The sequence below is a fragment of the Paraburkholderia solitsugae genome (genome assembly GCF_013177695.1).
Lineage (GTDB): Bacteria > Pseudomonadota > Gammaproteobacteria > Burkholderiales > Burkholderiaceae > Paraburkholderia > Paraburkholderia solitsugae.
The window spans coordinates 1-23,015 of the sequence record NZ_WOEY01000130.1; the positions used below are offsets into that span (position 1 = coordinate 1).

Here is a 23,015-nt window from a genome sequence, read left to right on the forward strand (position 1 = left end):
TTCATCGACAGTTCCTGCATGCCGGTGGTCACTGCGGCGCCCAAAGCCTTGCCGGCCTTGGCGCGCGCCTTCGACAGTTTTTTCGCTTCGGTGAGGAAGGCTTCTTTAGCTTGGGCAACGGCTGCGTGCAGACTGTCGAGATCGGCTGCGGCGTCGAGCGCGGCAAGTTGCGCGCGGCGCGCTTCGTGTTCTTCCGGCAGCGTCTCCGGCTGCAGGCGGAATTTGCGCGCGGCCGAGTGCAGCGCGTCGAGACGCTTTTCGACCTGGGCGAGCCGGTCGGGATCGAGTTCGAGCTTCTGCGCGTAGTGGCTGAGCGAGTAGGCCGCTTCCTGCAACTGGATCTCGGCCGGTTCCAGTGCCGCCAGCACGTCGTTCAGTGCCGGGTCGATCTCAGCGAGGTCGCGCACCTTCGATATGATCGAGGCGAGATGCGTGATCATCGCCTCGTCCGATTCGGACAACGCACCGAGTGCCCCTTGAACGCCGTCGATCAGATTGGCCGAATGTGACAGGCGCCGGTGCTCCGTGTTGACCTCTTCCCATTCGCCCGGTTGCGGCGAAAGTTTGTCCAGTTCCGTGAGCTGCCAGGCGAGGCGTTCGCGCTCCAACTGCAGTTCGCGGTCGCGCGTTTGCGCATGCTCGACAGCCTGGACCTTTTCGCGCCACGACCGCCATGCACGGGAGACGGTTGCCGCGGTTTCCGTGAGGCCGGCATGGGTGTCGAACAGTTCGCGTTGCGCGTCCGGACGCATCAGCAACTGGTGGGCATGCTGTCCGTGGATATCCACCAGCATCTCGCCGACTTCGCGCAACTGCGTGAGCGTCGCCGCCGTGCCGTTGATGAACGCCCGCGAGCGGCCGTTCGCATCCACCACGCGACGCAGCATGACGGTGTTGCCGTGATGGCCGTCGTCGGCTGTCATGCCGAGCGCCTGGTCGTCGAGCCATTGCTCGACTTGCGCATGAGTCTCGAACTCCGCGGTGATGTCGGCACGGCTTTCGCCGGTGCGCACGACGTTCGCGTCGGCGCGGGCGCCGAGCGCGAGGGCCAGTGCGTCGATCAGGATCGACTTGCCGGCGCCTGTTTCGCCTGAGAAAACGGTAAAGCCGCTGTCGAATTCGAGATCGAGCGCGGCGACGATGACGAAGTCGCGTATCGAGAGGTGGCGAAGCATGGAGGTCGTCTGATGAGCTTGATAGTCAGGGTTCGGCAGCGGCGGCGTTCGCGTTCCGGGGGCCGGCCTTCCGGGGGCCGGCGTTCCGGTGTTCCGGCCCGGCGGTCCGGCCGCTCAGGGCTTGGTATCTTCTTCGTGCGACGGGTATTCGTTCCAATGCAGCTTCTTGCGCAGCGTCGCGAAGTGGCTGTAGCCGACCGGGTGCAGCATCGGCACCGTATGACGCGAGCGGTGCACTTCGATCGTGTCGCCCAATTCCAGCGAGGTGAACGACTGCATGTCGAAATTGACGTTCACTTCGCGGCCCGAGACGATCTGGATGCTCACCTTGGAGTCGTCCGGCAGCACGATGGGCCTGTTCGACAGCGCATGCGGCGCGATCGGCACCAGCACGATGCCTTGCAATTGCGGATGCAGGATCGGCCCCTGCGAGGACAGCGCGTAGGCGGTCGAACCCGTGGGCGTGGCGACGATCAGGCCGTCCGAGCGCTGGTTGTACATGAAGCGCCCGTCCACCGAGACATGCAGTTCCGCCATCCCCGAGAAACCGCTACGGTTGACCACCACGTCGTTAAAGGCCAGCGCGTGATAGATCGGGGTGCCGCCGCGCATGATGCGGGCTTCGAGCAGCATGCGTTCCTCCCGCTCGAATTTGCCAGCAAGCATTTGCGGCACGATCTCGCGCATGTCGGAGATCGGAATGTCGGTAATGAAGCCGAGCCGCCCGTGGTTGATGCCAATCAGCGGCGTGCGGTAGGGCGCAAGCTGGCGGCCAATGCCTAGCATTGTGCCGTCGCCGCCCAGCACCACGGCAACGTCGGCACGCGCGCCGATCTCGGCGGGACGTAGCGCCGGATAGTCGATGACGCCGATTTCGGCAGCCGTGTCGGCTTCGAACACAACCTCGAAGCCGCGTCTGGCGATGCACGAGGCGAGCTCGGTCAGCGGCTCGCCGATGCCCGGCGTATTGTTGCGCCCGACGAGCGCGACGGTCTTGAACTGGCTGGTCACTTGCATGCCGGCATTACACCATAGGTAGAGGCTGAAAAGAATCGCAGACAGACCCGGTAGGGCGCCTGCGCAAGCAGGCTGCCAGCACATGGGGCGATTATCGTTAGAATGGTGAAGCCTTGATGACACTCGTGCCGGTTGTAGACCGGCGGCGCGAGATAGTCAGGGGTTGGCGCCGTTAGCGCTCGCTGTAGTCGCGTCATTGAGCTAAAATTTTCCGTCATGCTAGATCCTCGCGCACAAACCCTCCTCAAAACGCTGATCGAGCGCTATATCGCCGAAGGTCAGCCGGTCGGCTCGCGCACGTTGTCACGCTATTCCGGCCTCGAACTGAGTCCGGCGACGATCCGCAACGTGATGTCCGATCTCGAGGACCTGGGGCTCGTGATCAGTCCACATACTTCGGCGGGTCGAATCCCGACGCCGCGCGGCTACCGGCTGTTCGTCGATACCATGCTGACGGTGGAATCCGCGGCAGACGAAGCAGCGGTCATGCGCGCCGTCAAGACTACGCTGCAGGCAGGCGAACCGCAGAAAATCGTCGCCGCGGCGGCCAGCGTGCTGTCCAATCTGTCGCAGTTCGCCGGCGTGGTGCTCACGCCGCGGCGCAGCCACGTGTTCAAGCAGATCGAGTTCATGCGCCTGTCGGACAAGCGCATCCTGCTGATCATCGTGACGCCCGAGGGCGACGTGCAGAACCGCATCATGGCGACCCAGCGTGACTTTTCGCCGTCGCAACTGGTGGAAGCCTCCAATTACATCAACGCGCACTTCGCGGGCCTCTCGTTCGACGACGTGCGCCGCCGCCTGCGCGAAGAAATCGACGAGCTGCGCGGCGACATGACCACGCTGATGCACGCTGCGGTCACGGCCAGCACGGATGAAACCGACACCGGCGAACACGTATTGATTTCCGGCGAGCGCAACCTGCTCGAAGTCGCCGACCTGTCGTCGGACATGGCGCGCTTGCGCAAGCTGTTCGATGTGTTCGACCAAAAGACCAGTCTCCTTCAGTTGCTCGACGTGTCGAGTCACGCCGCGGGCGTGCAGATTTTCATCGGCGGCGAGTCGAATCTCGTGCCGATCGAGGAAATGAGCGTGGTGACCGCGCCCTATGAGGTGAATGGCAAGATCGTCGGCACGCTCGGCGTGATCGGGCCGACCCGTATGGCCTACAACCGCGTGATTCCGATTGTCGATATCACCGCGCGGCTGCTTTCCATCACGCTCAGCCAGCAGTAATTCCTGGCACCTGCAGGCTGCGGCACCGCATGCTGCAAATGATGCGGGACGGCGCGCGGCTTGCCAATTGGCCGAATGGCCAGGGGGCCCTGGCGGACCTTGCCACGGACCGCGCCGCTATAATGAATCCCACCTGAACCGACTCCCCGCCTAAAGCGGTTACCTCTGCTGCCTATGCGCTTCGACCTCGAGCGGCCATCACAGAACGCCACGTCACACCGTGTCGCCGTGTTGCTGATCAATCTCGGCACGCCCGACGCGCCGACGCCGCGTGCGGTCCGTCGCTATCTTGCGCAGTTCCTGTCCGATCCTCGCGTGGTCGAAATTCCGGCGCTGCTCTGGCAGGTGATCCTGCGGGTGTTGATTTTGCCTTCCCGCAGCCGTGCGTCAGCAAAGAAGTACGCGGCCGTGTGGATGCCGGAAGGCTCGCCGCTGCGTGTCTTCACGGAGAAGCAGGTAGAAGGGTTGCGCCATCTGTTGCAACTGAACGACTACACGGTGCTGGTCGACTACGCCATGCGCTACGGCACGCCGGGCATTCCGGCCATGTTGAACCAGCTCAAGCTGGCGGGCGCCGAGCGCGTGCTGCTGATGCCCATGTATCCGCAATACTCTTCGTCGACCACGGCCACGGCTTTCGACGACGCCTTTTCAGCCCTCAAGCGCATGCGCAATCAGCCGGAAGTCCGCACGGTGCGCCAATACGCCGATCATCCGGCGTATATCGCCGCGCTCGCTGCTCAGGTGCATCATTACTGGCATCAGCACGGCCGGCCGGACTTCACGGCGGGCGACAAGCTGGTGCTGAGCTTTCACGGCGTGCCCAGGCGCACGATGGATCTCGGCGATCCGTACCATGAGCAATGCCAGCAGACCGGCGCGCTGTTGACGCAGGCGCTGGGATTGACGCAAGTGGAATGCCGCATCACATTTCAGTCGCGGTTCGGCAAGGCCGAATGGCTGCAGCCGTACACCGCACCCACGCTGAAGGAATTGGGCTCGGCGGGTGTGCGGCGTGCCGACGTGTTCTGTCCGGGCTTTACCGCCGATTGCCTTGAAACGATTGAAGAAATTGGCATGGAAGTACGCGACGAGTTCCTGCAGGCGGGCGGCAAGGAGTTCCATCGGATTCCCTGCGTGAACGCCTCGCAGCCGTGGATCGCCGCGCTAGGCGAAATCGTCGCGCAGAATCTGCAGGGCTGGCCCGTGCAAGCGGCGCCGGTGCCGCACACGACCGGAGCTTAAGCAGGCTCATGAATTACAGGATTTCAACCGAACCGGGCGCGAAGCTGCGCATCGACAAATGGCTTTGGGCGGCGCGCTTCTTCAAGACCCGCTCGCTGGCGGCGGACGCCGTCGACAAAGGGCATGTGCGCATCGGCGGCGCCAGCATCAAGCCGGCCAAAGATGTGCGGGTCGGCGACCTGGTCGAGATCGAGATCGAACGGATTGTATGGCAGGTGGAAGTGCTGGGCGTGTGCGACGTGCGTGGCCCAGCCAGCGTCGCGCAGACGCTTTATGCGGAAACCGAAGAGAGCAAGGCGAAGCGCCAGGTCGAGCAGGAGCGGCGCAAGACGTACCGCGAACCGGCCGCCGCTTTACACGGCAGGCCGACCAAGCGCGACCGGCGCACTATCGACAAACTTTCAGGTGGGGATTGAACAATTGTTCCATCGCCGCGTGCACACCGCCGTACTCGGTGGTGTGATCGTTGACGGCCCCGGACATGCAGATGGTCGTGGTGCCCGCGATCAGTACCAATGCGACCACCGATATTGCAAAGGTCAGTTTCACGGTACTCCCCTTGGGAAGATTCAGAACGGAAACGGGCAAATAAGGTGGAATTGCAAGAAATCGGTAAGGTTCGCGTTAGATTAGGGTTAACGTGTCTTTTCCGACGCTTTATTGGAGCATAGGCCACTTGGTTAGCGCACTCAATCTCGATCTGATTGCGACGCAATAATGGTTGTAACCGGGCATTTCCGCCGCCCGTCCGTGGTGCGAAAAGTTCCGGGAGAGGCGCTTGAAATGGGCCTTTCCGGCCCCATCTGCCGTTTCGATACGCGTTTACGCATCAAGCTGTGCACCAAGTTGTCTGTGGCAATTTTGCAACGCACAAATTGAGCTAGCTTTGACGCGTTGCCGCCACCGTTAGCTTTAACTTTTTATCGACTTTCAGCGACATGGAAAACACGCAAGAAAACCCGACGAGCCAGAATCCCACGCCCGCCGACGAAACCGCGCGCCAGGCCGCGGAGGCCGCAGCATCCCAGCAGGACGTGGCTGCAAACGCGGCGCCTGAAGCGCCGGCAGCCGGTGCGGAAGCCGCATTGGCCGAAGCCGAGGCGAAAATTGTCGAGCTGCAGGAGAGCTTCCTGCGGGCGAAGGCTGAGACTGAGAATGTGCGCCGCCGCGCCCAGGAAGATGTCGCCAAGGCCCACAAGTTCGCGATCGAAAGCTTTGCTGAGCATTTGCTGCCGGTGGTCGACAGCCTCGAAGCAGCCGTTGCCCACTCGTCCGACGACCTGCAAAAGGTCCGTGAAGGTGTCGAACTCACGCTGCGCCAGCTCTCCGGCGCGTTGGAGAAGGGCCGCGTCGTCGCCCTGAACCCGGTTGGCGAGAAGTTCGACCCGCACCGTCACCAGGCTATTTCGATGGTGCCGGCCGAACAGGAGCCGAACACCGTTGTTGCTGTGCTGCAAAAAGGTTTCGTGATCGCCGACCGCGTGCTGCGTCCGGCCCTCGTGACCGTCGCGGCGCCGAAGTAAGCATCACAGGCCGCATCGCAAGCCGTTTATCAGCCGTCTGTTCCGCCTGACAGGTACCGTCATGGCAACGTGCCCGTTGATGCCACCGCGTTCGCCGTTAGGTGGTTTCGCGGCAACGTCTACGAGCATCGCGAACCAGGCCGGCGTTTCATGCTTCACGGCGTGCCCACCGGGTTCTTCTTTTACCGCGGCAAGCGGCTCGGCCGGGCAACCGGCTGGCACGGCCTCGGGCAGCTCGAGACGACGGTCGCGGCCGCGCGGGAAAAGATCCGGGTGGCCAATGCGGCCGGTAGCGCGACCCATGGTGAAAAAAGCGGCAAAAGTTCGGCCGATTGAAAAAAATTAAAGACCGCATCGCAAAAGAGGTCTTGAAAACGATGCGGACGCACTTATGTTCAGTGCAGGTAGGAATTGAGAGCGGATCGCTTTACCGCCAACTGGGCAAAAAAGGCGATTCCCGCAGCGATCAAAGTCAGGAGATTAGTAAAAATGGGCAAAATCATCGGCATCGACCTCGGCACGACCAACTCGTGCGTGGCGATCATGGAAGGCAATTCGGTCAAAGTGATCGAGAACTCGGAAGGTGCGCGCACCACGCCGTCGATCATCGCTTACATGGAAGACGGCGAAATTCTCGTCGGCGCGCCGGCTAAGCGTCAGTCGGTCACGAACCCGAAGAACACGCTGTACGCCGTCAAGCGCCTGATCGGCCGCCGTTTCGAAGAAAAGGAAGTGCAGAAAGACATCGGTCTGATGCCGTACAAGATCATGAAAGCCGACAACGGCGACGCATGGATCGAAGTGCGTGACCAGAAGCTGGCACCGCCGCAAATCTCGGCGGAAACGCTGCGCAAGATGAAGAAGACCGCTGAAGACTACCTCGGCGAGCCGGTCACGGAAGCAGTGATCACGGTTCCCGCGTACTTCAACGACAGCCAGCGTCAGGCAACCAAAGACGCAGGCCGCATCGCCGGTCTGGAAGTGAAGCGGATCATCAATGAGCCGACCGCAGCCGCTCTGGCATTCGGTCTGGACAAGGCCGAAAAGGGCGACCGCAAGATTGCGGTGTATGACCTGGGCGGCGGCACGTTCGACGTCTCGATCATCGAAATCGCGGATGTGGACGGTGAAATGCAGTTCGAAGTGCTGTCCACGAACGGCGACACGTTCCTTGGCGGTGAAGACTTCGACCAGCGCATCATCGATTACATCATCGGCGAGTTCAAGAAGGAACAGGGCGTCGACCTGTCGAAAGACGTGCTCGCGCTGCAACGCCTGAAGGAATCGGCTGAAAAGGCGAAGATCGAACTGTCGTCGAGCCAGCAAACCGAAATCAACCTGCCGTACATCACGGCCGACGCGTCGGGTCCGAAGCACTTGAACCTGAAAATTACGCGTGCCAAGCTGGAAGCGCTGGTTGAAGAGCTGATTGAGCGCACCATCGAACCGTGCCGCACGGCGATCAAGGACGCAGGCGTGAAGGTCGGCGAAATCGACGACGTGATTCTGGTCGGCGGTATGACCCGCATGCCGAAGGTGCAGGACAAGGTTAAGGAATTCTTCGGCAAGGATCCGCGCCGTGACGTGAACCCGGACGAAGCCGTGGCTGTTGGCGCCGCGATCCAAGGCCAGGTGCTGTCGGGCGACCGCACGGACGTTCTGCTGCTCGACGTGACTCCGCTGTCGCTCGGCATCGAAACGCTTGGCGGCGTGATGACGAAGATGATCAACAAGAACACCACGATCCCGACCAAGCACGCACAGGTCTACTCGACGGCTGACGACAATCAGGGCGCCGTGACGATCAAGGTGTTCCAGGGCGAACGCGAAATGGCAGCAGGCAACAAGCTGCTGGGCGAGTTCAACCTCGAAGGCATTCCGCCGGCACCGCGCGGCACGCCGCAGATCGAAGTGAGCTTCGACATCGACGCGAACGGCATTCTGCACGTCGGCGCGAAAGACAAGGCGACCGGCAAGGAAAACCGCATCACGATCAAGGCGAACTCGGGTCTGTCCGAAGCCGAAATCGAGAAGATGGTGAAGGACGCCGAAGCGAACGCGGAAGAAGATCACAAGCTGCGTGAGCTGGCCGATGCCCGCAACCAGGGTGACGCGCTGGTCCACAGCACGAAGAAGGCGCTCACCGAATACGGCGACAAGCTGGACGCCGGCGAGAAGGAAGCGATCGAAACCGCGCTGAAGGACCTCGAAGAGACGCTGAAGAGCAATTCGAGCGACAAGGCCGCGATCGAAGCCAAGATCGAAGTGGTGGCGACCGCCTCGCAGAAGATGGGCGAGAAGATGTACGCCGACATGCAGGCTGCGCAAGGTGCCGAAGCTGCGGCAGCGGGCGCGGCAGGTGCGGGCGCATCGGCGGGTGGCGCGAGCCAGCAGCAGGACGACGTGGTCGACGCCGAGTTCAAGGAAGTGAAGAAAGACTAAAGCCGGGTCGCAATTGGACCGTAAAGCCGCACACAACACTGTGTGCGGCCCGGCTGCAAAACGGTTTGCTCCCGTCCGGGTGCATGAACCTGCAAAGCGGTTATCGCGCCTGGTGAGCCTTTTTGGGCTCTCCGGGCACATTTGTTTTATGGAGGGCGTTGTCTGAGCCGCGTAGAAAACGGTTTGAACAGCGGCCGGACGAGTCGCAAGACTCCAGCATTCAAGAGGAGCCACCGCGCCCCATTGCGCGAGTGGCGTTGAACCGATATGGCGAAACGGGATTACTACGAGGTTCTGGGCGTCGCAAAGAACGCGAGCGACGACGAAATCAAGAAGGCTTATCGCAAGCTTGCGATGAAGCACCACCCTGACCGCAATCCGGGCAACAAGGATGCGGAAGGGCATTTCAAAGAGGTGAAGGAAGCCTATGAAATGCTGTCGGACTCGCAAAAGCGTGCTGCGTACGATCAGTACGGCCACGCGGGCGTCGATCCGAACATGGGTGGAGCCGGCGCGCAAGGCTTCGGCGGTTTTGCCGATGCGTTCGGCGATATTTTTGGCGACATTTTCGGCCAGGCGGCCGGCGGTGCCGCACGCGGCGGCGCAGGCCGTGCCGGCCCGCAGGTGTATCGCGGCGCCGATCTGCGCTACAGCATGGAAATCACGCTGGAACAGGCCGCACACGGCTACGACACGCAAATTCGCGTGCCGAGCTGGGTGTCGTGCGAAATCTGTCACGGTTCGGGCGCGAAGCCCGGCACCAAGCCGGAAACCTGCCCGACCTGTAGCGGTTCGGGTTCGGTGCGGATGTCGCAGGGCTTCTTCAGCATCCAGCAGACCTGCCCGAAGTGCCACGGCACCGGCACCTATATCCCTGAACCGTGCGGCCATTGCCACGGCGCGGGCAAGGTGAAGGAAACCAAGACGCTGGAAGTGAAGATCCCGGCTGGTATCGACGACGGCATGCGCATCCGCTCGGCCGGCAACGGTGAGCCGGGTATCAACGGCGGTCCGTCGGGCGATCTGTACGTCGAGATTCACATCAAGCAACACTCGGTGTTCGAGCGCGACGGCGACGACCTGCATTGCCAGATGCCGATTCCGTTCACCACGGCGGCGCTCGGTGGCGAAATCGAAGTGCCGACTCTCGCGGGCCGCGCGAGCTTCACGGTGCCGGAAGGCACGCAGTCGGGCAAGACGTTCCGTCTGCGTGGCAAGGGTATCAAGGGGCTGCGTTCGAGCATTGCCGGCGATCTGTACGTGCATGTGCAAGTCGAAACGCCGGTCAAGCTCACCGAGCCGCAGCGCGAGTTGCTTCAGCAATTCGAGAAGGCACTCGTGGAAGGCGGTGCGCGGCATAGCCCGCAGAGCAAGAGCTGGTTCGATCGGGTGAAGAGCTTCTTCGATTAATGGCAGTTTGATTTGGCGGCAAGCATGACGGCAGATGAGCGCGACGCAGTGTTCGCGTTGCTCGACGATTGCGACGCGACGGCGGCGCGCCGTTCGAGTCGTCTGTACACGGGTTTTGTGCATGAACGGGTTTGCGCGGACGCCGCGCAACTTGAAACCGTGTGCGAGACCGTGGCCGCGGATACGCGGCGTGGTTTGCATGCGGTCGTGCTCGCCGACTACGAGTTTGGCCGCTGTCTTCTCGACGGTGGCCAAACTCACCGGGTATTGAACGAAACGCAGCGTGGCGATGCCACGCTGCGTTTTTTATTGTTTGGACGTTGCGAGAAACTGTCGCGCGACGATGTCGATACATGGCTCGTGGAACGCGATGGCGGCGCGGCCGAGGCGTCGGTAGCGGGCACGGCGAATGTGCGCGCGAGCGTCGATCCCAAGCAATTCAATGAAGCGATCGACGCGATCCATGCCGCCCTGCGCGCGGGCGATTCTTATCAGGTCAACTACACGTATCGGCTTGGTTTCGATGTATTCGGCTCTCCGACCGCGCTTTATCGGCGCCTGCGGGCCCGTCAGCCGGTGCCGTACGGTGCGCTGATCGCGTTGCCGGGCGACGCGTGGGTGCTGTCGTGCTCGCCGGAATTGTTTATCGAAAAGGAAGGCGCCATGTTGCGCGCCCGGCCGATGAAAGGCACGGCGCCACGATCAGCCGATCCCGTGGCCGATCGCCATGCCGCCGAGTTCCTCGCAAACGACCCGAAAAATCGCGCCGAGAACGTGATGATCGTCGACCTGTTGCGCAACGATCTGTCGCGCGTGGCGCAGACGGGTTCGGTAAATGTGCCCGCGCTGTTTTCGGTCGAGCCGTATGCATCGGTCTGGCAGATGACGTCGACGGTCCATTCGACATTGCGCGCCGGTACGTCTTTCGCCGAGATCATGCGCGCACTGTTTCCATGCGGCTCGATCACCGGTGCGCCGAAGCATCGCACGATGCAATTGATCGACGAGCTCGAAAGCACGCCGCGTGGACTCTACACTGGCGCGATCGGTTGGCTCGATGCGCCTGCGGTTGCTGCCGAAGTCGCCGCCACTTCCAGTGCCAACACTGCTGTTGACGCCGCTGGCGTCACCACTGTCGCAGTAGCATCTTTAGGCGCCACGCCCTCAGTCACTGCAAGCAACACCGCCTGCGGCGACTTCTGCCTGTCCGTCGCGATCCGCACTTTGACCTTAAGCCCGACCGCGCAGCAGGGTGAGCTACAAGGCAAGATGGGCGTGGGCGCGGGTATCGTGCTCGACAGCGTCGCCGCCGATGAATATGCGGAGTGCCAATTGAAGGCCCGCTTTCTGACCGGCGCCGAACCGGGTTTCGAGCTCTTCGAAACGATGTATGCGACGCGGGAAGAGGGCGTGCGGCACCTGTCGCGCCATCTCGCGCGACTCTCGGCGAGTGCCGCGACGTTGGGTTTCAAACTCGACGGCGAAATTGAAATTCGCGCGCAAATCGCAGGGAAATGTGCGGCGTTGCCAGCGCAAACCCCACACCGTATGCGCCTCGCGCTGAGCAAAAATGGCACCGTACACATCACTGCGGCAGTGCTGACGCCGCTGGCCGACTCGAAGGTCGGCGTGCTGCTCGGGCCGGACCACGCGTTTTCCGCGACGAACGCCAATGATCCGCTGCTGCACCACAAAACCACGCGGCGCGCCGAATACGATCGCGGCTGGCGCGAAGCGGAAGCGAAGGGTGCTTTCGACACGCTGTTTTTTAACGAGCGCGGCGAGTTGACCGAAGGGGGCCGGTCGAACGTGTTTGTGAAGCTGGCCGGACGGTGGTGGACGCCGCCATTAAAGTCGGGCGTGCTGCCCGGGATCATGCGGGGTGTGCTGCTAGAGGATACGAGCCTTCAAGCGGCTGAGCGTGTGCTGACGCGGGTCGATGTGCAGAATGCCGAAGCGCTTCTGGTGTGCAACGCACTGCGAGGCGCGGTACAGGCGCACGTGCTGGGCTAAGGTCGGGCTAAGGCTTTGTGATGCTACGCGCTGCAGGTTTTGAGCGTCGCGTGCCGCTGCATTGTCTCAACTGTGGCGAGCCGGCACGAAGCGGATCATCCATCCGGACAGGCGTGCGAGCCATGTGGATTCCCGCACGTCATGCGGTGCGGTGGCGTGGTTGCGGATTTCCGCTACGTCGATCAGGCAAAAGGGGCTCATGGTCATCTCTCTTCGGCGAGCGGCAAAGCCGCGTTAACAAGGTAGACGAAGATAGACGACCAGGTTCCTAGGCGATATCAGACGGGTCCCAAAACAGGCGCGAATGCGCCTGATTAATATGATTCGCTAGCAGGCCGGCTGCTTAGAACGTGTGCTCCGGTCCCGGAAACGAGCCGTCCTTCACCGCACGTACATACGCTTCCACGGCGGCCTGGATGTTCGGCTGCCCCTGCATGAAATCTTTCACGAAGCGCGGCCGCTTGCCAGGGAAAATGCCCAGCATGTCGTGCAGCACCAGCACCTGACCCGAGCACTCCACGCCTGCACCGATGCCGATCGTCGGAATCCGCAATTGCTTCGTGGCTTCACTCGCGAGCAGCGTTGGGATCGCTTCCATGACGATCAGTTGAGCACCCGCATTCTGCACGGCGAGCGAGTCGCGCAACAACTGGCTCGCGCCCGCTTCGGTCTTGCCCTGCACCTTGAAGCCGCCAAACGCATGCACCGATTGCGGCGTCAGACCGACGTGCGCGCACACCGGAACCGACCGTTCGACCAGAAAGCGCACCGTGTCCGCGAGCCACTCACCCCCCTCGAGCTTCACCATCTGCGCGCCGGCACGCATGAGTTCCACCGAGCTCCTGAAGGCGTCCTCCGGCGTGCCGTACGTGCCGAACGGCAAGTCGGCCACCACCAGCGCCGAGGGCCGCGCCCGCGCCACGCTCGCCGTGTGATAGGCGATCTCGGTCAGCGTCACCGGCAGCGTAGTCGTCTGGCCTTGCAGCACGTTGCCGAGCGAATCGCCGATCAACAGCACGTCGACGCCCGCGCGATCCAGCAGTGCGGCGAAGCTCGCGTCGTAACAGGTCAGCATGGCGATCTTTTCGCCGGCGTCGCGCATCGCCTGCAGTTTCGGCACGGTGATGGCGTTCCGGCTCGCTTCCTGCAAATAGGTCATGGGGAAGATCCGTAGAAAAAAGAGAGGGCGCGCCGCTTAAAGCGACGTGCCTTTGACAAAGAATTCCTTGCGGCCGCGCATGGTTTCGATGCGTTCGGCGAGTAGTGCAAGGTCCGCGTCCGAGTCGAGCGGATTCAGATGTTCAGCGTTGACCGTCAGCACAGGTGCGCGGTCGTAGTGATAGAAAAACTCGTTGTAGGCGTCGCAGAGTGCGTGCAGATAGGCATCGGAAATCTGCAGTTCCATGGGCACGGCGCGCTTCTGGATCCGCGCAAACAGTACTTCAGGACTGGCTTGCAGATAGACCACGAAATCCGGCGCAGGCCCGCTCACGTCGAGTCGTGCGGCGAGCGCGCGATAAAGCTGCCACTCGTCTTCCTGCAGCGTCAGACGCGCGAAGATGTCGTTCTTCTGCGTCATGAAATCGGTGATCAGCAGTTTGCCCGCCACATTCGCGGCCACCACTTCCTGGACCTGCTGCGCGCGCTGCAAAGCGAAGTGCAATTGCGTCGGCAGCGCATAGCGCGTCGTGTCGCGATAAAAGCGTTCGAGAAAGGGATTGTCCTGCGGCCGCTCGAACAGTTCCTGCATCGACCAGCGCTGTGCGAGCCGCCGTGCGAGTGACGTCTTGCCGACGCCGATCGGCCCTTCGATCGCGAGATAGCCGAAGGGCGGCCGCAGTTGCGGTGCGGTGACCGTGAGCGGTGGCGAACTCATTCGCAACGGCCCTTGTCCGCAGCAGGGGCGCCGGCATTCAATGCATTGAGCATTGGACACTGGCAAGGCCCCTTCACCTTTTCGATGCGTTGATCGCTCACGCGGTCAAGCAACGCCTCGGCACGGCCGTGTTGCGGGATGATCAGCGCTGCGTCGATTTCGACGAGCGGCACGAGAGCAAAGGCGCGTTCGATCAAACGCGGATGCGGCACGATCAGATCGGCTTCGTCGATCGATTGATCGCCGTAGAGCAGAATGTCCAGATCGAGCGTGCGCGGTGCATTGCGAAACGGCCGCTCGCGGCCGAACTGATGCTCGATCTTGTGGCACAGCGCAAGCAGATGCCGCACGGGGAGCGTCGTTTCGACCTTCACGACGCAGTTGAAATAGTCGTCACCGCCCGCGTCGATGGGGGCAGTGCGATACAGGCTCGACTTGGCGAGCACGGAGATGGTGTGCTGTTGTGCCAGGCACACCACCGCGTCTTTCAGGGTCTGGCGCGCGTCCCCGAGATTCGCGCCGAGGCCGAGATAGGCAACCGTCATGGCATAACTTCCTGCAACTATCGTTCGACGGCTACAGCCAACGCTGTGTCAGTCTTCGTGCGGGCCGTCATGGCCCGCGTCGTTGACTGTGCGTTCTGGCGAACCGCCCTCCATTCCGTCGCCCGGTTTGCGGGTTCTGGCGCCACTGCTGCGCCGCCGTCGTTTTCTGGGGCTTCGGTCCTTCCCGCCTTGCGTGAGCAAGGTCTCACGCGCAGCGACGTCTCCTTCGATGAACTCCGTCCACCACGCACCGACCGACTCTTCGAGTTCGCCCGATTCGCAGCGCAACAGGAGGAAATCATACCCCGCTCTAAATCTTTGGTGTTCCAGCAGCTTCAGGGCGCTTCTTCCCGAGCGTTTCTCGAGGCGCAACTGCAGGCCCCAGATCTCGCGCATATCCGATGAAAAGCGCTTGTGGATCGCGAGTTTCTCGGTTTGCATGTCGAGGACTTCGTCCATCGCGCGATGCAGGGCCGGCACCGGATATTCACCGTTCGCTTCAAATTGTTGCCAGCGCGTCTGGACGTCGTGCCACAGCAGCGTGGCGAACAGGAAGCCCGGCGAAACCGGCTTGCCGGCCCGCACGCGGGCGTCCGTATTGGTCAGCGCGAGCGTGATGAATTTCTCGCCGATCGGCTGTTCCAGCACCACGTCGAGCAGCGGCAGAAGGCCGTGATGCAGGCCTTCCTGGCGCAGACGCTTCAGACAGGCGAGCGCGTGGCCCGACAGCATCAGCTTGAGCATTTCGTCGAACAGACGCGCGGCCGGCACGTTGTTGATCAGATCGGCCATGTTGGCGATCGGCGCGCGGGTCGTGTCTTCGATCTCGAACTCGAGTTTGGCGGCAAAACGCACCACGCGCAGCATGCGCACCGGATCCTCGCGATAACGGGTCGCCGGGTCGCCGATCATGCGCAACAGACGTGCGCGCATGTCGGCCATGCCGTTGTGATAGTCCAGCACGGTTTGCGTGGCCGGATCGTAATACATCGCGTTGATCGTGAAGTCGCGGCGCGTGGCGTCTTCATGCTGCTCGCCCCAGACGTTGTCGCGCAGCACGCGGCCGCTCGCGTCCACCGCATGCGTGCGGCGGTCGAGCTCGTCGCGCTTGAGGCGGCGCGGCGGCGCTGCGTCGGCCGCGGGCGGATCGACCAGCGCGCGGAACGTCGAGGTTTCGATGATTTCCTGGCCGAACTGCACGTGCACGATCTGGAACCGGCGGCCGATAATGCGCGCGCGGCGGAACAGCTTCTGGACCTGTTCGGGCGTTGCGTCGGTTGCGACGTCGAAGTCTTTCGGCTTGATGCCGAGCAGCAGATCACGCACCGCACCGCCGACGATAAACGCGCGATGCCCGGCTTCCTGCAGACCCTCGGTGACGCGAATCGCGTTTCTCGAGATCAGCGACTGATCGATGCCATGCACGTCGTGCGGAATGATGACCGGCACGTCGGGGTCCCGCACGGCTTGGGCGGCGGGGCGCGCCGGCTTACGGCGCGCTTTGCTGGCGCTGGACGCGTTGCGTGCCGGTGCCTCGCCGGTTTCGTCTGCTTCGGCGGGCGGGGTGTCGTCAGCGGGCGCCGAGTCCTGGCCGAATAGCTTGCGGATAAGTTTTTTGATCACGAGGGTTGGAAGAGTTCGAGGATGCGCCAGCCTTTGGCCTGCGCATGGGCGCGCAATGTGTCGTCGGGATTGGTCGCGATCGGATCGGTGACCTTGTCGAGCAGCGGGATGTCGTTGTGCGAGTCGCTATAGAAATAGCTGTGCTCGAAGTCGCTCCAGGTCTTGCCAAGCGATGCCAGCCACGCCTCGGTACGGACGATCTTGCCTTCTTTGTAGCTCGGCGTGCCGGTGGGGCGGCCGGTGTACGGCGAATGCGGCTGGCCGTCGACGGTTTCCGCCTCGCAGGCGATCAGCGCATCGACGCCGAACGCCTGGGCGATCGGGCGGGTGATGAATTCGTTGGTCGCGGTGACCACGCAGCAGAGGTCGCCGGCTTCACGGTGCTCCCTGACCAGCTCCAGCGCGACCGGAAAGATCGCCGGCTTGATCACTTCATGCATGTATTGCGCGTGAAGGTCGGCAAGCTGGGCGCGCGTGTATTTCGCGAGCGGCGTGAGCATGGCGATCAGATAAGCGTGAATGTCCAGCTTGCCGGCTTTGTAGTCGGCGAAAAAACGGTCGTTTTCACGAGCGAAATTTTCGGCGTCGACCATGCCTTGTTTCACCATGAAGCGGCCCCATTCGTGGTCGCTGTCGGTGGGAATGAGCGTGTGGTCGAGGTCGAAGAGTGCGAGGTTAGCCATGGGGGCCTATTTTACTTGAAGCGGCGGGTGACGCAGATGAAGGGGGTGCCGTGCGCCGATCATCGGCGTCGGGCGAGGCCAGCATGGTGCGTAGAAGCGGCAGCGTGACCGCGCGTTTCTGTTCGAGCGAGAAGCGATCGAGTGCGTCGAGCAACGCCATCAGGCTCGGCATGTCGCGGCGAAAATGCGTGAGCAGGTAGGCGGGGACGTCGTCGGCAAGCATGAGGCCGCGCTCGCGGGCCGCGTGCTTCAGCACGGCGGCTTTGCCTTCGTCCGGCAGTGGCGCGAGGTGAAACACGAGGCCCCAGCCGAGGCGCGTGCGCAAATCTTCGCGCACCGTCATGCCGATCGGCGGCGCATTGCCCGCCGCGACGAGCGCGCTGGTCGGATGCGCGCGCACTTCGTTGAACAGGTTGAACACGGCAATCTGCTGCGCCGCGGACAGGCCGTCGCAATCGTCGATCGCATACAGCGCGACGCGCGGGTCGAACGTGAAGGCGGCAAGGCTGCTCTGCGGACCGGCAAAGCGCGCATGGCCCGGCGGCGCTTCGTGGACCAGCGCCTGCAGCAGATGCGTGCGGCCACTGCCGGCTTCGCCCCAGATGTAGAAGGTGCGATCGGCCACTGGACCGGCCGCGAGCGCGTTGTCGAGCTCGCGCAGCCGTGTGACCAGCTCGGCGTTGGCGCCGGCGAAGAAATTGTCGAATGTCGATGGCGGCGGGGTGCCGAGATCGAGCGTCAGTTGACGAAGCACAGTAGGTTAATGCCGAAAATGAGGCTTAGGCCGCAAATGGCCCGGACTTCGGGCCCTGAAACGTCAATAAAGAGTCAATGACTCAGTTGTTGTAAAGCGTGCTCGCCAGATAGCTTTGACGCAACTCGCGCATCGCTACCGACAGAATGGCGCTGACCGGTAACGCCAGCAACACGCCGAAAAAGCCGAACAGCTGGCCGAACGCGAGCAACGCGAAGATAACCGCGAGCGGGTGCAGGCCGATCCGTTCGCCGACGAGGCGCGGCGTGAGATAAAAGCTCTCCACGATCTGACCGACGCCGTAAATCAATGCGACGGCGCCGAAGCCGTACCAGTCGCCGAACTGTAGCAGTGCCGCGAGCAGCGCCAGCGCGAGCCCGGTTGCGAAACCGATGTACGGGATGAACACGGCAAGGCCCGTGAAAATACCCACCGGCAGCGCGATCTCGAAGCCGGCGACGGTCAGCGCAATCGCATAATAGACCGCGAGCACTGCCATCACGAGCAACTGGCCGCGCAGGTATTGCGACAGCATCTGGTCCATGTCGCGCGCGAGTTGCAGCGTCTTGTCGAGCCAGCGGCGCGGCACCACGATCTGCATGCGCGCGAGCATGCGGTTCCAGTCGTACAGCAGATAAAACAGCACGAGCGGCACCATCACGAGGTTGCCGACCACCGTCATCATCACGTTGCCGCTGGTGCGAACGGACGTCCACACATACAGCGCGACTTGTTGCGCGCTGCCTTCGAGCTGCCCCATCACCAGATCGCGGATACTGGCGAAATCGAGCGAGTCGGCAAGGCCCAGCATGGCAAGCTTGGGCTGCAGCCAGGCGCTCACGTGTGCAAAAAGCACGGGCACTTGTTGCTTCAGCTGCGGGCCTTCTTTCTGGATGACGGCCAGCACCAGCAGCACGAGCAGCGTCATCAGCAACGAGAACAGCAGCATCATCAGCAAGGCGGCGAGTCCGCGCGGCACACGGCGGCGCACCATCCACGCGACACCCGGTTGCAGAATGTACGCGAGAATGGCGCCGAGCAGGAACGGCGTGAGGACCGGACTCAGTAGCCAGAGCAGAATGCCGACAACCAGCGCGATCGCCAGCCAGATGAAGGCGCGGCGCTGCACAGGCGTCAGGATCGAGGAGTTCTGTTGCAAAGTTGTTTCCCAGGTGTCGTCCCGACCGGAAGATTCAGGATGATTCAAATTCCAGCCAGACGGCCGGCATCGGGTAAAATCGCATTTTACCGACCTTCTTGCCCTTCCCCATGAATCAACCGAAATCCGCCCCTGACGCCCAAGGGTTGTCGTATCGCGACGCCGGCGTGGACATCGACGCGGGCGACGCCCTTGTTGACGCGATCAAGCCCTTTGCCAAAAAGACGATGCGCGACGGCGTGCTGGGCGGCATCGGCGGGTTTGGCGCGCTGTTTGAAGTGCCGAAGAAGTACAAAGAACCGGTGCTCGTGTCGGGCACGGACGGTGTCGGCACCAAGCTGCGCCTCGCGTTTCAACTGAACAAACACGACACCGTCGGCCAGGATCTGGTGGCGATGAGCGTCAACGACATTCTGGTGCAGGGCGCCGAGCCGCTGTTCTTCCTCGACTATTTCGCTTGCGGCAAGCTGGACGTCGCTACGGCGGCAACGGTCGTGAAGGGTATCGCGCATGGCTGCGAACTGTCCGGCTGCGCGCTGATCGGCGGCGAGACGGCTGAAATGCCGGGCATGTACCCGGACGGTGAATACGATCTGGCCGGATTTGCAGTCGGCGCGGTAGAAAAGAGCAAGATTATCGACGGCAGCACGATCGCCCCGGGCGATGTGGTGCTGGGGTTGGCTTCCAGCGGCATCCATTCGAACGGCTTTTCGCTGGTGCGCAAGATCATCGAGCGCGCGCAGCCGGATTTGAACGCGGATTTTGATGGCCGAACGCTCGCCGACGCGCTGATGGCGCCGACGCATATTTATGTGAAGCCTTTGCTGGCCTTGATGCAGCAGATCGCTGTGAAGGGTATGGCGCACATCACGGGCGGCGGGCTGGTCGAGAATATTCCGCGCGTTCTGCGTGAAGGCCTGACGGCTGAGCTGGATCACACTAGCTGGCCGATGCCGCCGCTGTTCTCGTGGCTGCAGAAGCACGGCGGCGTGGCGGATGCGGAAATGCACCGCGTGTTCAACTGCGGGATCGGGATGGCGGTGGTGGTTTCCGCCGCTGATGCCGACGCTGCGATCGCGTCTTTGTCGGCTGCTGGCGAGCAGGTCTGGAAGATCGGCGTGATTCGCGAGAGCGCGGCTGGTGAAGCTCAAACGGTAGTTATCTAACCAGCCAGCTTCACCCAAGGCTGGTTTGCCTGCGCGGCGCACGGAAAGAAAGCGCCGCGCGGGCAAAAACCTCAAATCAGTTCTTCAATCAAGCTGACGACCTGCGCAGTCGCGCCAGGATCGCAGCAATCAACCACAACCCGCTCTGTCATGCTGCGCAGCCACGTGAGTTGCCGCTTGCACAATTGCCGGGTAGCAAAGACCCCTTTATCCCGCATGGTCGAATAATCGACCGCCCCGTCGAGATATTCCCAGACCTGCCGATACCCCACGCAGCGCATGGACGGCATCTCCGGTGACAAGTCCCCGCGCGCGCGCAATTTCACCACCTCGTCGATAAAGCCGTCGGCCAGCATGGCATCGAAGCGCTTTTCGATGCGCGCATGCAGCACGCTCCGGTCGGAAGGCTCAAGCGCAATCGGCACGAAACGCCACACCAAAGCGGCGTCATCCGTGCGAGCGGGTGCCGCCAGCAACGCGGACATCGCTTGCCCGGTCAGCATGAAAACTTCGAGCGCCCGCTGAATTCGCTGCGAATCGTTCGGCGCGAGTCGCGCAGCCGTAACGGGATCGACAGTGGCAAGCCGCGCATGCATCGCCGGCCAGCCGTCACGTGCGGCGTCGGCATCGAGCGTCGCACGCACGTCGGCATCGGCGGTGGGCAGGTCGTTGAGTCCCTGAGTGAGCGCCTTGTAGTACAGCATGGTCCCGCCGACCAATAACGGCAGCCGCCCGCGCGCACTGATCTCGCCGATCAGGCGCAACGCATCGCTGCGAAATTCCGCCGCCGAATACGCGTTGGCCGGATCGACGATATCGATCAGATGATGCGGTGCCACCGCGCGTTCTTCCGGCGTCGGCTTGGCGGTGCCGATATCCATCTCGCGATACACCAGCGCCGAATCGACACTGATGATTTCCACCGGCCGCCGTACGGCCAGCGCCAGCGCGGCGGCGGTTTTGCCGGATGCGGTGGGGCCGAGCAGGCAAGGGACTGTCGTGGGGGCGCGAGAAGTCATCGGCAGGACGGCGCGCGCCGGATAAGCGTAATCAGGTGCACCGTTATTGCCCGCGCATGAACAGCCGATCGAGATCGGACAGCGTCAACTGATACCACGTCGGACGCCCGTGGTTGCATTGGTCGGCGCGCTCGGTCGCCTCCATCTGGCGCAGCAGCGCGTTCATTTCATCGAGCGTCAGGCGCCGGTTCGCGCGCACCGCGTGATGGCAGGCAAGTGTGCCGAGCAGTTCGTGCTGACGCTCGGTCAACACGCGTGAACCGCCGAAGGCATGCAGGTCGGAGAGAACTGCGCGAGCCAGTACCTGCAAATCGGCATCTTTCAGCAAGGCGGGCACGGCGCGGATCGCAAGCGTGGTCGGCGACAGCACGGCGAGGTCGAAACCTAGTGCGTCCAGTGTGTCGCGCTCTTCTTCGACCGTGCCGATTTCGATCGGATCGGCCTGCATCGTCTGCGGGATCAGCAGCGGCTGCACGGCGATCGTGCGATCGGCCAGCGCATTCTTGAACTGCTCGTACAGGATGCGCTCGTGCGCGGCGTGCATATCGACAATCACCAGCCCGTGCGTATTCTGCGCGAGCACATAGATGCCGTGAATCTGGCCGAGGGCGAAGCCAAGCGGTTGCTCGTCTGAGGCATTGAACGCAGGCGATGCGTATGGCCCTGAGGTGTTGTACGGGGACGGCCCTTCCGCAGCCGAGTCGCGCGCTTCGAACAAGGTCGCGCCTTCCGCCGTGCCGGTGTTCGTGTCTCTACGGCCGAAAAGCGCGTCGTAGAACGCCAGCGGTTGGGCAACCGGCAGCGTGCCTTGTGTCATGCGCGCCTGGCGCATCCAGGTATTGCCTGGCTGCGAGGATCCGAATCCGCTACCCATCCCACCGCCGAGGCCGCCCGCGCCGGTGCCGAAGCCACCGCCGGCTGCGCCTGGGCCCGCACCGCCCAGCGGCGTAGCGCCGAACGAAGCCGGCCCACCCGGCGACGCTTCCAGATGCGCCGCATGCCCGCCGGCGGTCGTTTCCGGCGACGCGCCCGCGTGCCGCGCCAACGCGCGCTGCACCGCGTGGAACACGAACTGGTGGATCGAACGTGAATCGCGAAACCGCACTTCGATTTTCGACGGGTGCACGTTCACATCGACCGCTTCTGGCGGCAGATCGAGAAACAGCACGTAGGACGGATAGCGGTCGCCGTGCAGCACGTCTTCGTAGGCGGCGCGCACGGCGTGCGTGAGCAGCTTGTCGCGCACGAACCGGCCATTGACGAAGAAATACTGCTGATCGGCACGCCCGCGGCTCGCGGTCGGCAGCCCGGCGCAGCCATAGACGGCGAGCGGTCCGGCGGATTCGTCGAGCGGCAGATGAGCCGTCGCAAACGTCTCGCCCAGAATCTTCGCGACCCGCGCAGGCGGCTCGCTGGCATTCCAGTGTTCGACCGCCTTACCGTTATGCAAGACCGAAATCGCCACATCCGGCCGCGCCAACGCAGCGCGGCGAATCTGTTCGAGGCAATGGCCGAGTTCGGTCTGCTCGCTTTTCAGGAATTTGCGGCGCGCGGGCGTGTTGAAGTACAGCTCGCGGACCTCGATCGTGGTGCCCCGGGTACCGGCAGCGGGGCTCAGTACACCGGTTTGCGCGTCGACGCGAACGGCGTGCGGCGCCTCGGCGGTGCGGCTCGTGATGGCCATCTGCGCGACCGACGCAATCGACGCCAGCGCTTCACCGCGAAACCCCAGCGTGGCGACCGCTTCCAGTTCGGCGAGCGAGCGGATCTTGCTGGTCGCGTGACGCATCAGTGCGAGCGCGAGTTCGTTTTCGGGGATGCCGCAGCCGTCGTCGGTGATCGAGATACGTTTGACACCACCTTCGTCGAGCAGGATGCGCAGCGTCTGCGCGCCGGCGTCGAGCGCATTTTCCAGCAATTCCTTGACCACCGAGGCCGGCCGCTCGACCACTTCACCGGCGGCAATCTGGCTGATCAACTGATCGGGAAGGGGCTGGATCGCCCGCAACGGGCGTGAGACGGGCGCGGCGGCGGAAACTGCGGCCGCGTCGGCGGTGCCGGCAGGCGTTTCGGAGAATTCTGACATGGCGAAATTATAGCGATTCGGCGCGAGCAGTTTTTTTATCGCA

Annotated in this window: 21 protein-coding genes and 1 pseudogene; 9 read left to right on the forward strand and 13 right to left on the reverse strand. The window is 62.8% G+C overall.

The window, feature by feature from the left end; translation table 11 throughout:
• Positions 1-1,175 (reverse strand): AAA family ATPase (locus GNZ12_RS32805; protein ID WP_172316191.1); only part of this gene is annotated, 1,175 nt, incomplete at its 3' end.
• Between the two features lie 114 nt (positions 1,176-1,289).
• Entirely contained in the window at positions 1,290-2,192 is a 903-nt protein-coding gene (locus GNZ12_RS32810) for an NAD kinase (protein ID WP_172316192.1), read from the reverse strand.
• A gap of 216 nt (positions 2,193-2,408) precedes the next feature.
• Here GNZ12_RS32810 and hrcA point away from each other — a divergent pair, with 216 nt between their 5' ends.
• From hrcA to GNZ12_RS32825, 3 genes are all read left to right on the forward strand, one after another.
• Positions 2,409-3,428, forward strand: coding sequence for a heat-inducible transcriptional repressor HrcA (hrcA, locus tag GNZ12_RS32815; RefSeq protein ID WP_172316193.1), 1,020 nt, complete (start codon positions 2,409-2,411; stop codon positions 3,426-3,428).
• Positions 3,429-3,602: 174 nt separating this feature from the next.
• On the forward strand, positions 3,603-4,673 hold the full coding sequence (gene hemH, locus GNZ12_RS32820; protein ID WP_172316194.1) for a ferrochelatase: 1,071 nt from the start codon (positions 3,603-3,605) through the stop codon (positions 4,671-4,673).
• 8 nt (positions 4,674-4,681) lie between these two features.
• On the forward strand, positions 4,682-5,089 hold the full coding sequence (locus GNZ12_RS32825; protein ID WP_172316195.1) for an RNA-binding S4 domain-containing protein: 408 nt from the start codon (positions 4,682-4,684) through the stop codon (positions 5,087-5,089).
• Here the strand turns inward: GNZ12_RS32825 and GNZ12_RS32830 are convergent.
• On the reverse strand, positions 5,061-5,222 hold the full coding sequence (locus GNZ12_RS32830; protein ID WP_172316196.1) for a hypothetical protein: 162 nt from the start codon (positions 5,220-5,222) through the stop codon (positions 5,061-5,063). The two genes, GNZ12_RS32825 and GNZ12_RS32830, sit on opposite strands and share 29 nt — an antisense overlap.
• Positions 5,223-5,611: 389 nt before the next feature.
• Here GNZ12_RS32830 and grpE point away from each other — a divergent pair, with 389 nt between their 5' ends.
• From grpE to GNZ12_RS32855, 5 genes and pseudogenes are all read left to right on the forward strand, one after another.
• Positions 5,612-6,196 carry a nucleotide exchange factor GrpE gene (gene grpE / locus GNZ12_RS32835; protein WP_172316197.1) on the forward strand — a complete coding sequence of 195 codons (585 nt, stop codon included), beginning with the start codon at positions 5,612-5,614 and terminating at the stop codon, positions 6,194-6,196.
• An 87-nt stretch (positions 6,197-6,283) separates the two neighbouring features.
• Positions 6,284-6,532 (forward strand): annotated as a pseudogene (locus GNZ12_RS32840) (thioredoxin family protein); the annotation flags it as partial.
• A 153-nt stretch (positions 6,533-6,685) separates the two neighbouring features.
• Positions 6,686-8,638, forward strand: a complete 1,953-nt coding sequence (gene dnaK / locus GNZ12_RS32845; RefSeq protein ID WP_172316198.1) for a molecular chaperone DnaK — start codon at positions 6,686-6,688, stop codon at positions 8,636-8,638.
• 267 nt (positions 8,639-8,905) lie between these two features.
• Positions 8,906-10,048 (forward strand): molecular chaperone DnaJ, encoded by a 1,143-nt coding sequence (gene dnaJ / locus GNZ12_RS32850; RefSeq protein ID WP_172316199.1) that lies wholly within the window; start codon positions 8,906-8,908, stop codon positions 10,046-10,048.
• Positions 10,049-10,072: 24 nt separating this feature from the next.
• Positions 10,073-12,061, forward strand: a complete 1,989-nt coding sequence (locus GNZ12_RS32855; protein WP_172316200.1) for a chorismate-binding protein — start codon at positions 10,073-10,075, stop codon at positions 12,059-12,061.
• Between the two features lie 66 nt (positions 12,062-12,127).
• Here GNZ12_RS32855 and GNZ12_RS45125 read toward each other — a convergent pair whose 3' ends face one another.
• The 8 genes from GNZ12_RS45125 to GNZ12_RS32890 all read right to left on the reverse strand — a co-directional run bounded on the left by GNZ12_RS45125 (position 12,128) and on the right by GNZ12_RS32890 (position 18,701).
• Positions 12,128-12,262: a hypothetical protein gene (locus GNZ12_RS45125; RefSeq protein WP_268959072.1), complete on the reverse strand. Its 135-nt coding sequence runs from the start codon at positions 12,260-12,262 to the stop codon at positions 12,128-12,130.
• A gap of 142 nt (positions 12,263-12,404) precedes the next feature.
• A complete protein-coding gene (panB, locus tag GNZ12_RS32860) occupies positions 12,405-13,220 on the reverse strand; it encodes a 3-methyl-2-oxobutanoate hydroxymethyltransferase (protein ID WP_172316201.1) in 816 nt (271 codons plus the stop codon).
• 36 nt (positions 13,221-13,256) lie between these two features.
• On the reverse strand, positions 13,257-13,937 hold the full coding sequence (locus GNZ12_RS32865; protein ID WP_172316202.1) for a deoxynucleoside kinase: 681 nt from the start codon (positions 13,935-13,937) through the stop codon (positions 13,257-13,259).
• On the reverse strand, positions 13,934-14,482 hold the full coding sequence (gene folK / locus GNZ12_RS32870) for a 2-amino-4-hydroxy-6-hydroxymethyldihydropteridine diphosphokinase (protein WP_172316203.1): 549 nt from the start codon (positions 14,480-14,482) through the stop codon (positions 13,934-13,936). Before folK ends, GNZ12_RS32865 begins: the two co-directional genes overlap by 4 nt.
• A 48-nt stretch (positions 14,483-14,530) precedes the next feature.
• A complete protein-coding gene (pcnB, locus tag GNZ12_RS32875) occupies positions 14,531-16,105 on the reverse strand; it encodes a polynucleotide adenylyltransferase PcnB (RefSeq protein WP_172316204.1) in 1,575 nt (524 codons plus the stop codon).
• Positions 16,102-16,788 (reverse strand): histidinol-phosphatase, encoded by a 687-nt coding sequence (locus GNZ12_RS32880; RefSeq protein ID WP_074285363.1) that lies wholly within the window; start codon positions 16,786-16,788, stop codon positions 16,102-16,104. Before GNZ12_RS32880 ends, pcnB begins: the two co-directional genes overlap by 4 nt.
• A complete protein-coding gene (gene hda, locus GNZ12_RS32885) occupies positions 16,781-17,542 on the reverse strand; it encodes a DnaA regulatory inactivator Hda (protein WP_172316205.1) in 762 nt (253 codons plus the stop codon). Before hda ends, GNZ12_RS32880 begins: the two co-directional genes overlap by 8 nt.
• An 82-nt stretch (positions 17,543-17,624) precedes the next feature.
• A complete protein-coding gene (locus GNZ12_RS32890) occupies positions 17,625-18,701 on the reverse strand; it encodes an AI-2E family transporter (RefSeq protein ID WP_172316206.1) in 1,077 nt (358 codons plus the stop codon).
• A gap of 110 nt (positions 18,702-18,811) precedes the next feature.
• Here GNZ12_RS32890 and purM point away from each other — a divergent pair, with 110 nt between their 5' ends.
• Positions 18,812-19,867, forward strand: coding sequence for a phosphoribosylformylglycinamidine cyclo-ligase (gene purM / locus GNZ12_RS32895; protein ID WP_172316207.1), 1,056 nt, complete (start codon positions 18,812-18,814; stop codon positions 19,865-19,867).
• A 71-nt stretch (positions 19,868-19,938) separates the two neighbouring features.
• Here the strand turns inward: purM and miaA are convergent, their stop codons facing one another.
• Complete coding sequence (miaA, locus tag GNZ12_RS32900) at positions 19,939-20,886, reverse strand: tRNA (adenosine(37)-N6)-dimethylallyltransferase MiaA (protein WP_172316208.1); 948 nt, start codon at positions 20,884-20,886, stop codon at positions 19,939-19,941.
• Between the two features lie 43 nt (positions 20,887-20,929).
• A complete protein-coding gene (mutL, locus tag GNZ12_RS32905) occupies positions 20,930-22,972 on the reverse strand; it encodes a DNA mismatch repair endonuclease MutL (protein ID WP_172316209.1) in 2,043 nt (680 codons plus the stop codon).
• Positions 22,973-23,015 lie beyond the last annotated feature (43 nt).

What these genes read in the sequence shown, in the direction of transcription:
- GNZ12_RS32810 (WP_172316192.1), bottom strand. Translation starts at nt 2,192, where the DNA reads ATGCAAGTGACCAGCCAGTTCAAGACCGTCGCGCTCGTCGGGCGCAAC.
- hrcA (WP_172316193.1), top strand. Translation starts at nt 2,409, where the DNA reads ATGCTAGATCCTCGCGCACAAACCCTCCTCAAAACGCTGATCGAGCGC.
- hemH (WP_172316194.1), top strand. Translation starts at nt 3,603, where the DNA reads ATGCGCTTCGACCTCGAGCGGCCATCACAGAACGCCACGTCACACCGT.
- GNZ12_RS32825 (WP_172316195.1), top strand. Translation starts at nt 4,682, where the DNA reads ATGAATTACAGGATTTCAACCGAACCGGGCGCGAAGCTGCGCATCGAC.
- grpE (WP_172316197.1), top strand. Translation starts at nt 5,612, where the DNA reads ATGGAAAACACGCAAGAAAACCCGACGAGCCAGAATCCCACGCCCGCC.
- dnaK (WP_172316198.1), top strand. Translation starts at nt 6,686, where the DNA reads ATGGGCAAAATCATCGGCATCGACCTCGGCACGACCAACTCGTGCGTG.
- dnaJ (WP_172316199.1), top strand. Translation starts at nt 8,906, where the DNA reads ATGGCGAAACGGGATTACTACGAGGTTCTGGGCGTCGCAAAGAACGCG.
- GNZ12_RS32855 (WP_172316200.1), top strand. Translation starts at nt 10,073, where the DNA reads ATGACGGCAGATGAGCGCGACGCAGTGTTCGCGTTGCTCGACGATTGC.
- GNZ12_RS45125 (WP_268959072.1), bottom strand. Translation starts at nt 12,262, where the DNA reads ATGAGCCCCTTTTGCCTGATCGACGTAGCGGAAATCCGCAACCACGCC.
- panB (WP_172316201.1), bottom strand. Translation starts at nt 13,220, where the DNA reads ATGACCTATTTGCAGGAAGCGAGCCGGAACGCCATCACCGTGCCGAAA.
- GNZ12_RS32865 (WP_172316202.1), bottom strand. Translation starts at nt 13,937, where the DNA reads ATGAGTTCGCCACCGCTCACGGTCACCGCACCGCAACTGCGGCCGCCC.
- folK (WP_172316203.1), bottom strand. Translation starts at nt 14,482, where the DNA reads ATGACGGTTGCCTATCTCGGCCTCGGCGCGAATCTCGGGGACGCGCGC.
- GNZ12_RS32880 (WP_074285363.1), bottom strand. Translation starts at nt 16,788, where the DNA reads ATGGCTAACCTCGCACTCTTCGACCTCGACCACACGCTCATTCCCACC.
- purM (WP_172316207.1), top strand. Translation starts at nt 18,812, where the DNA reads ATGAATCAACCGAAATCCGCCCCTGACGCCCAAGGGTTGTCGTATCGC.
- miaA (WP_172316208.1), bottom strand. Translation starts at nt 20,886, where the DNA reads ATGACTTCTCGCGCCCCCACGACAGTCCCTTGCCTGCTCGGCCCCACC.
- mutL (WP_172316209.1), bottom strand. Translation starts at nt 22,972, where the DNA reads ATGTCAGAATTCTCCGAAACGCCTGCCGGCACCGCCGACGCGGCCGCA.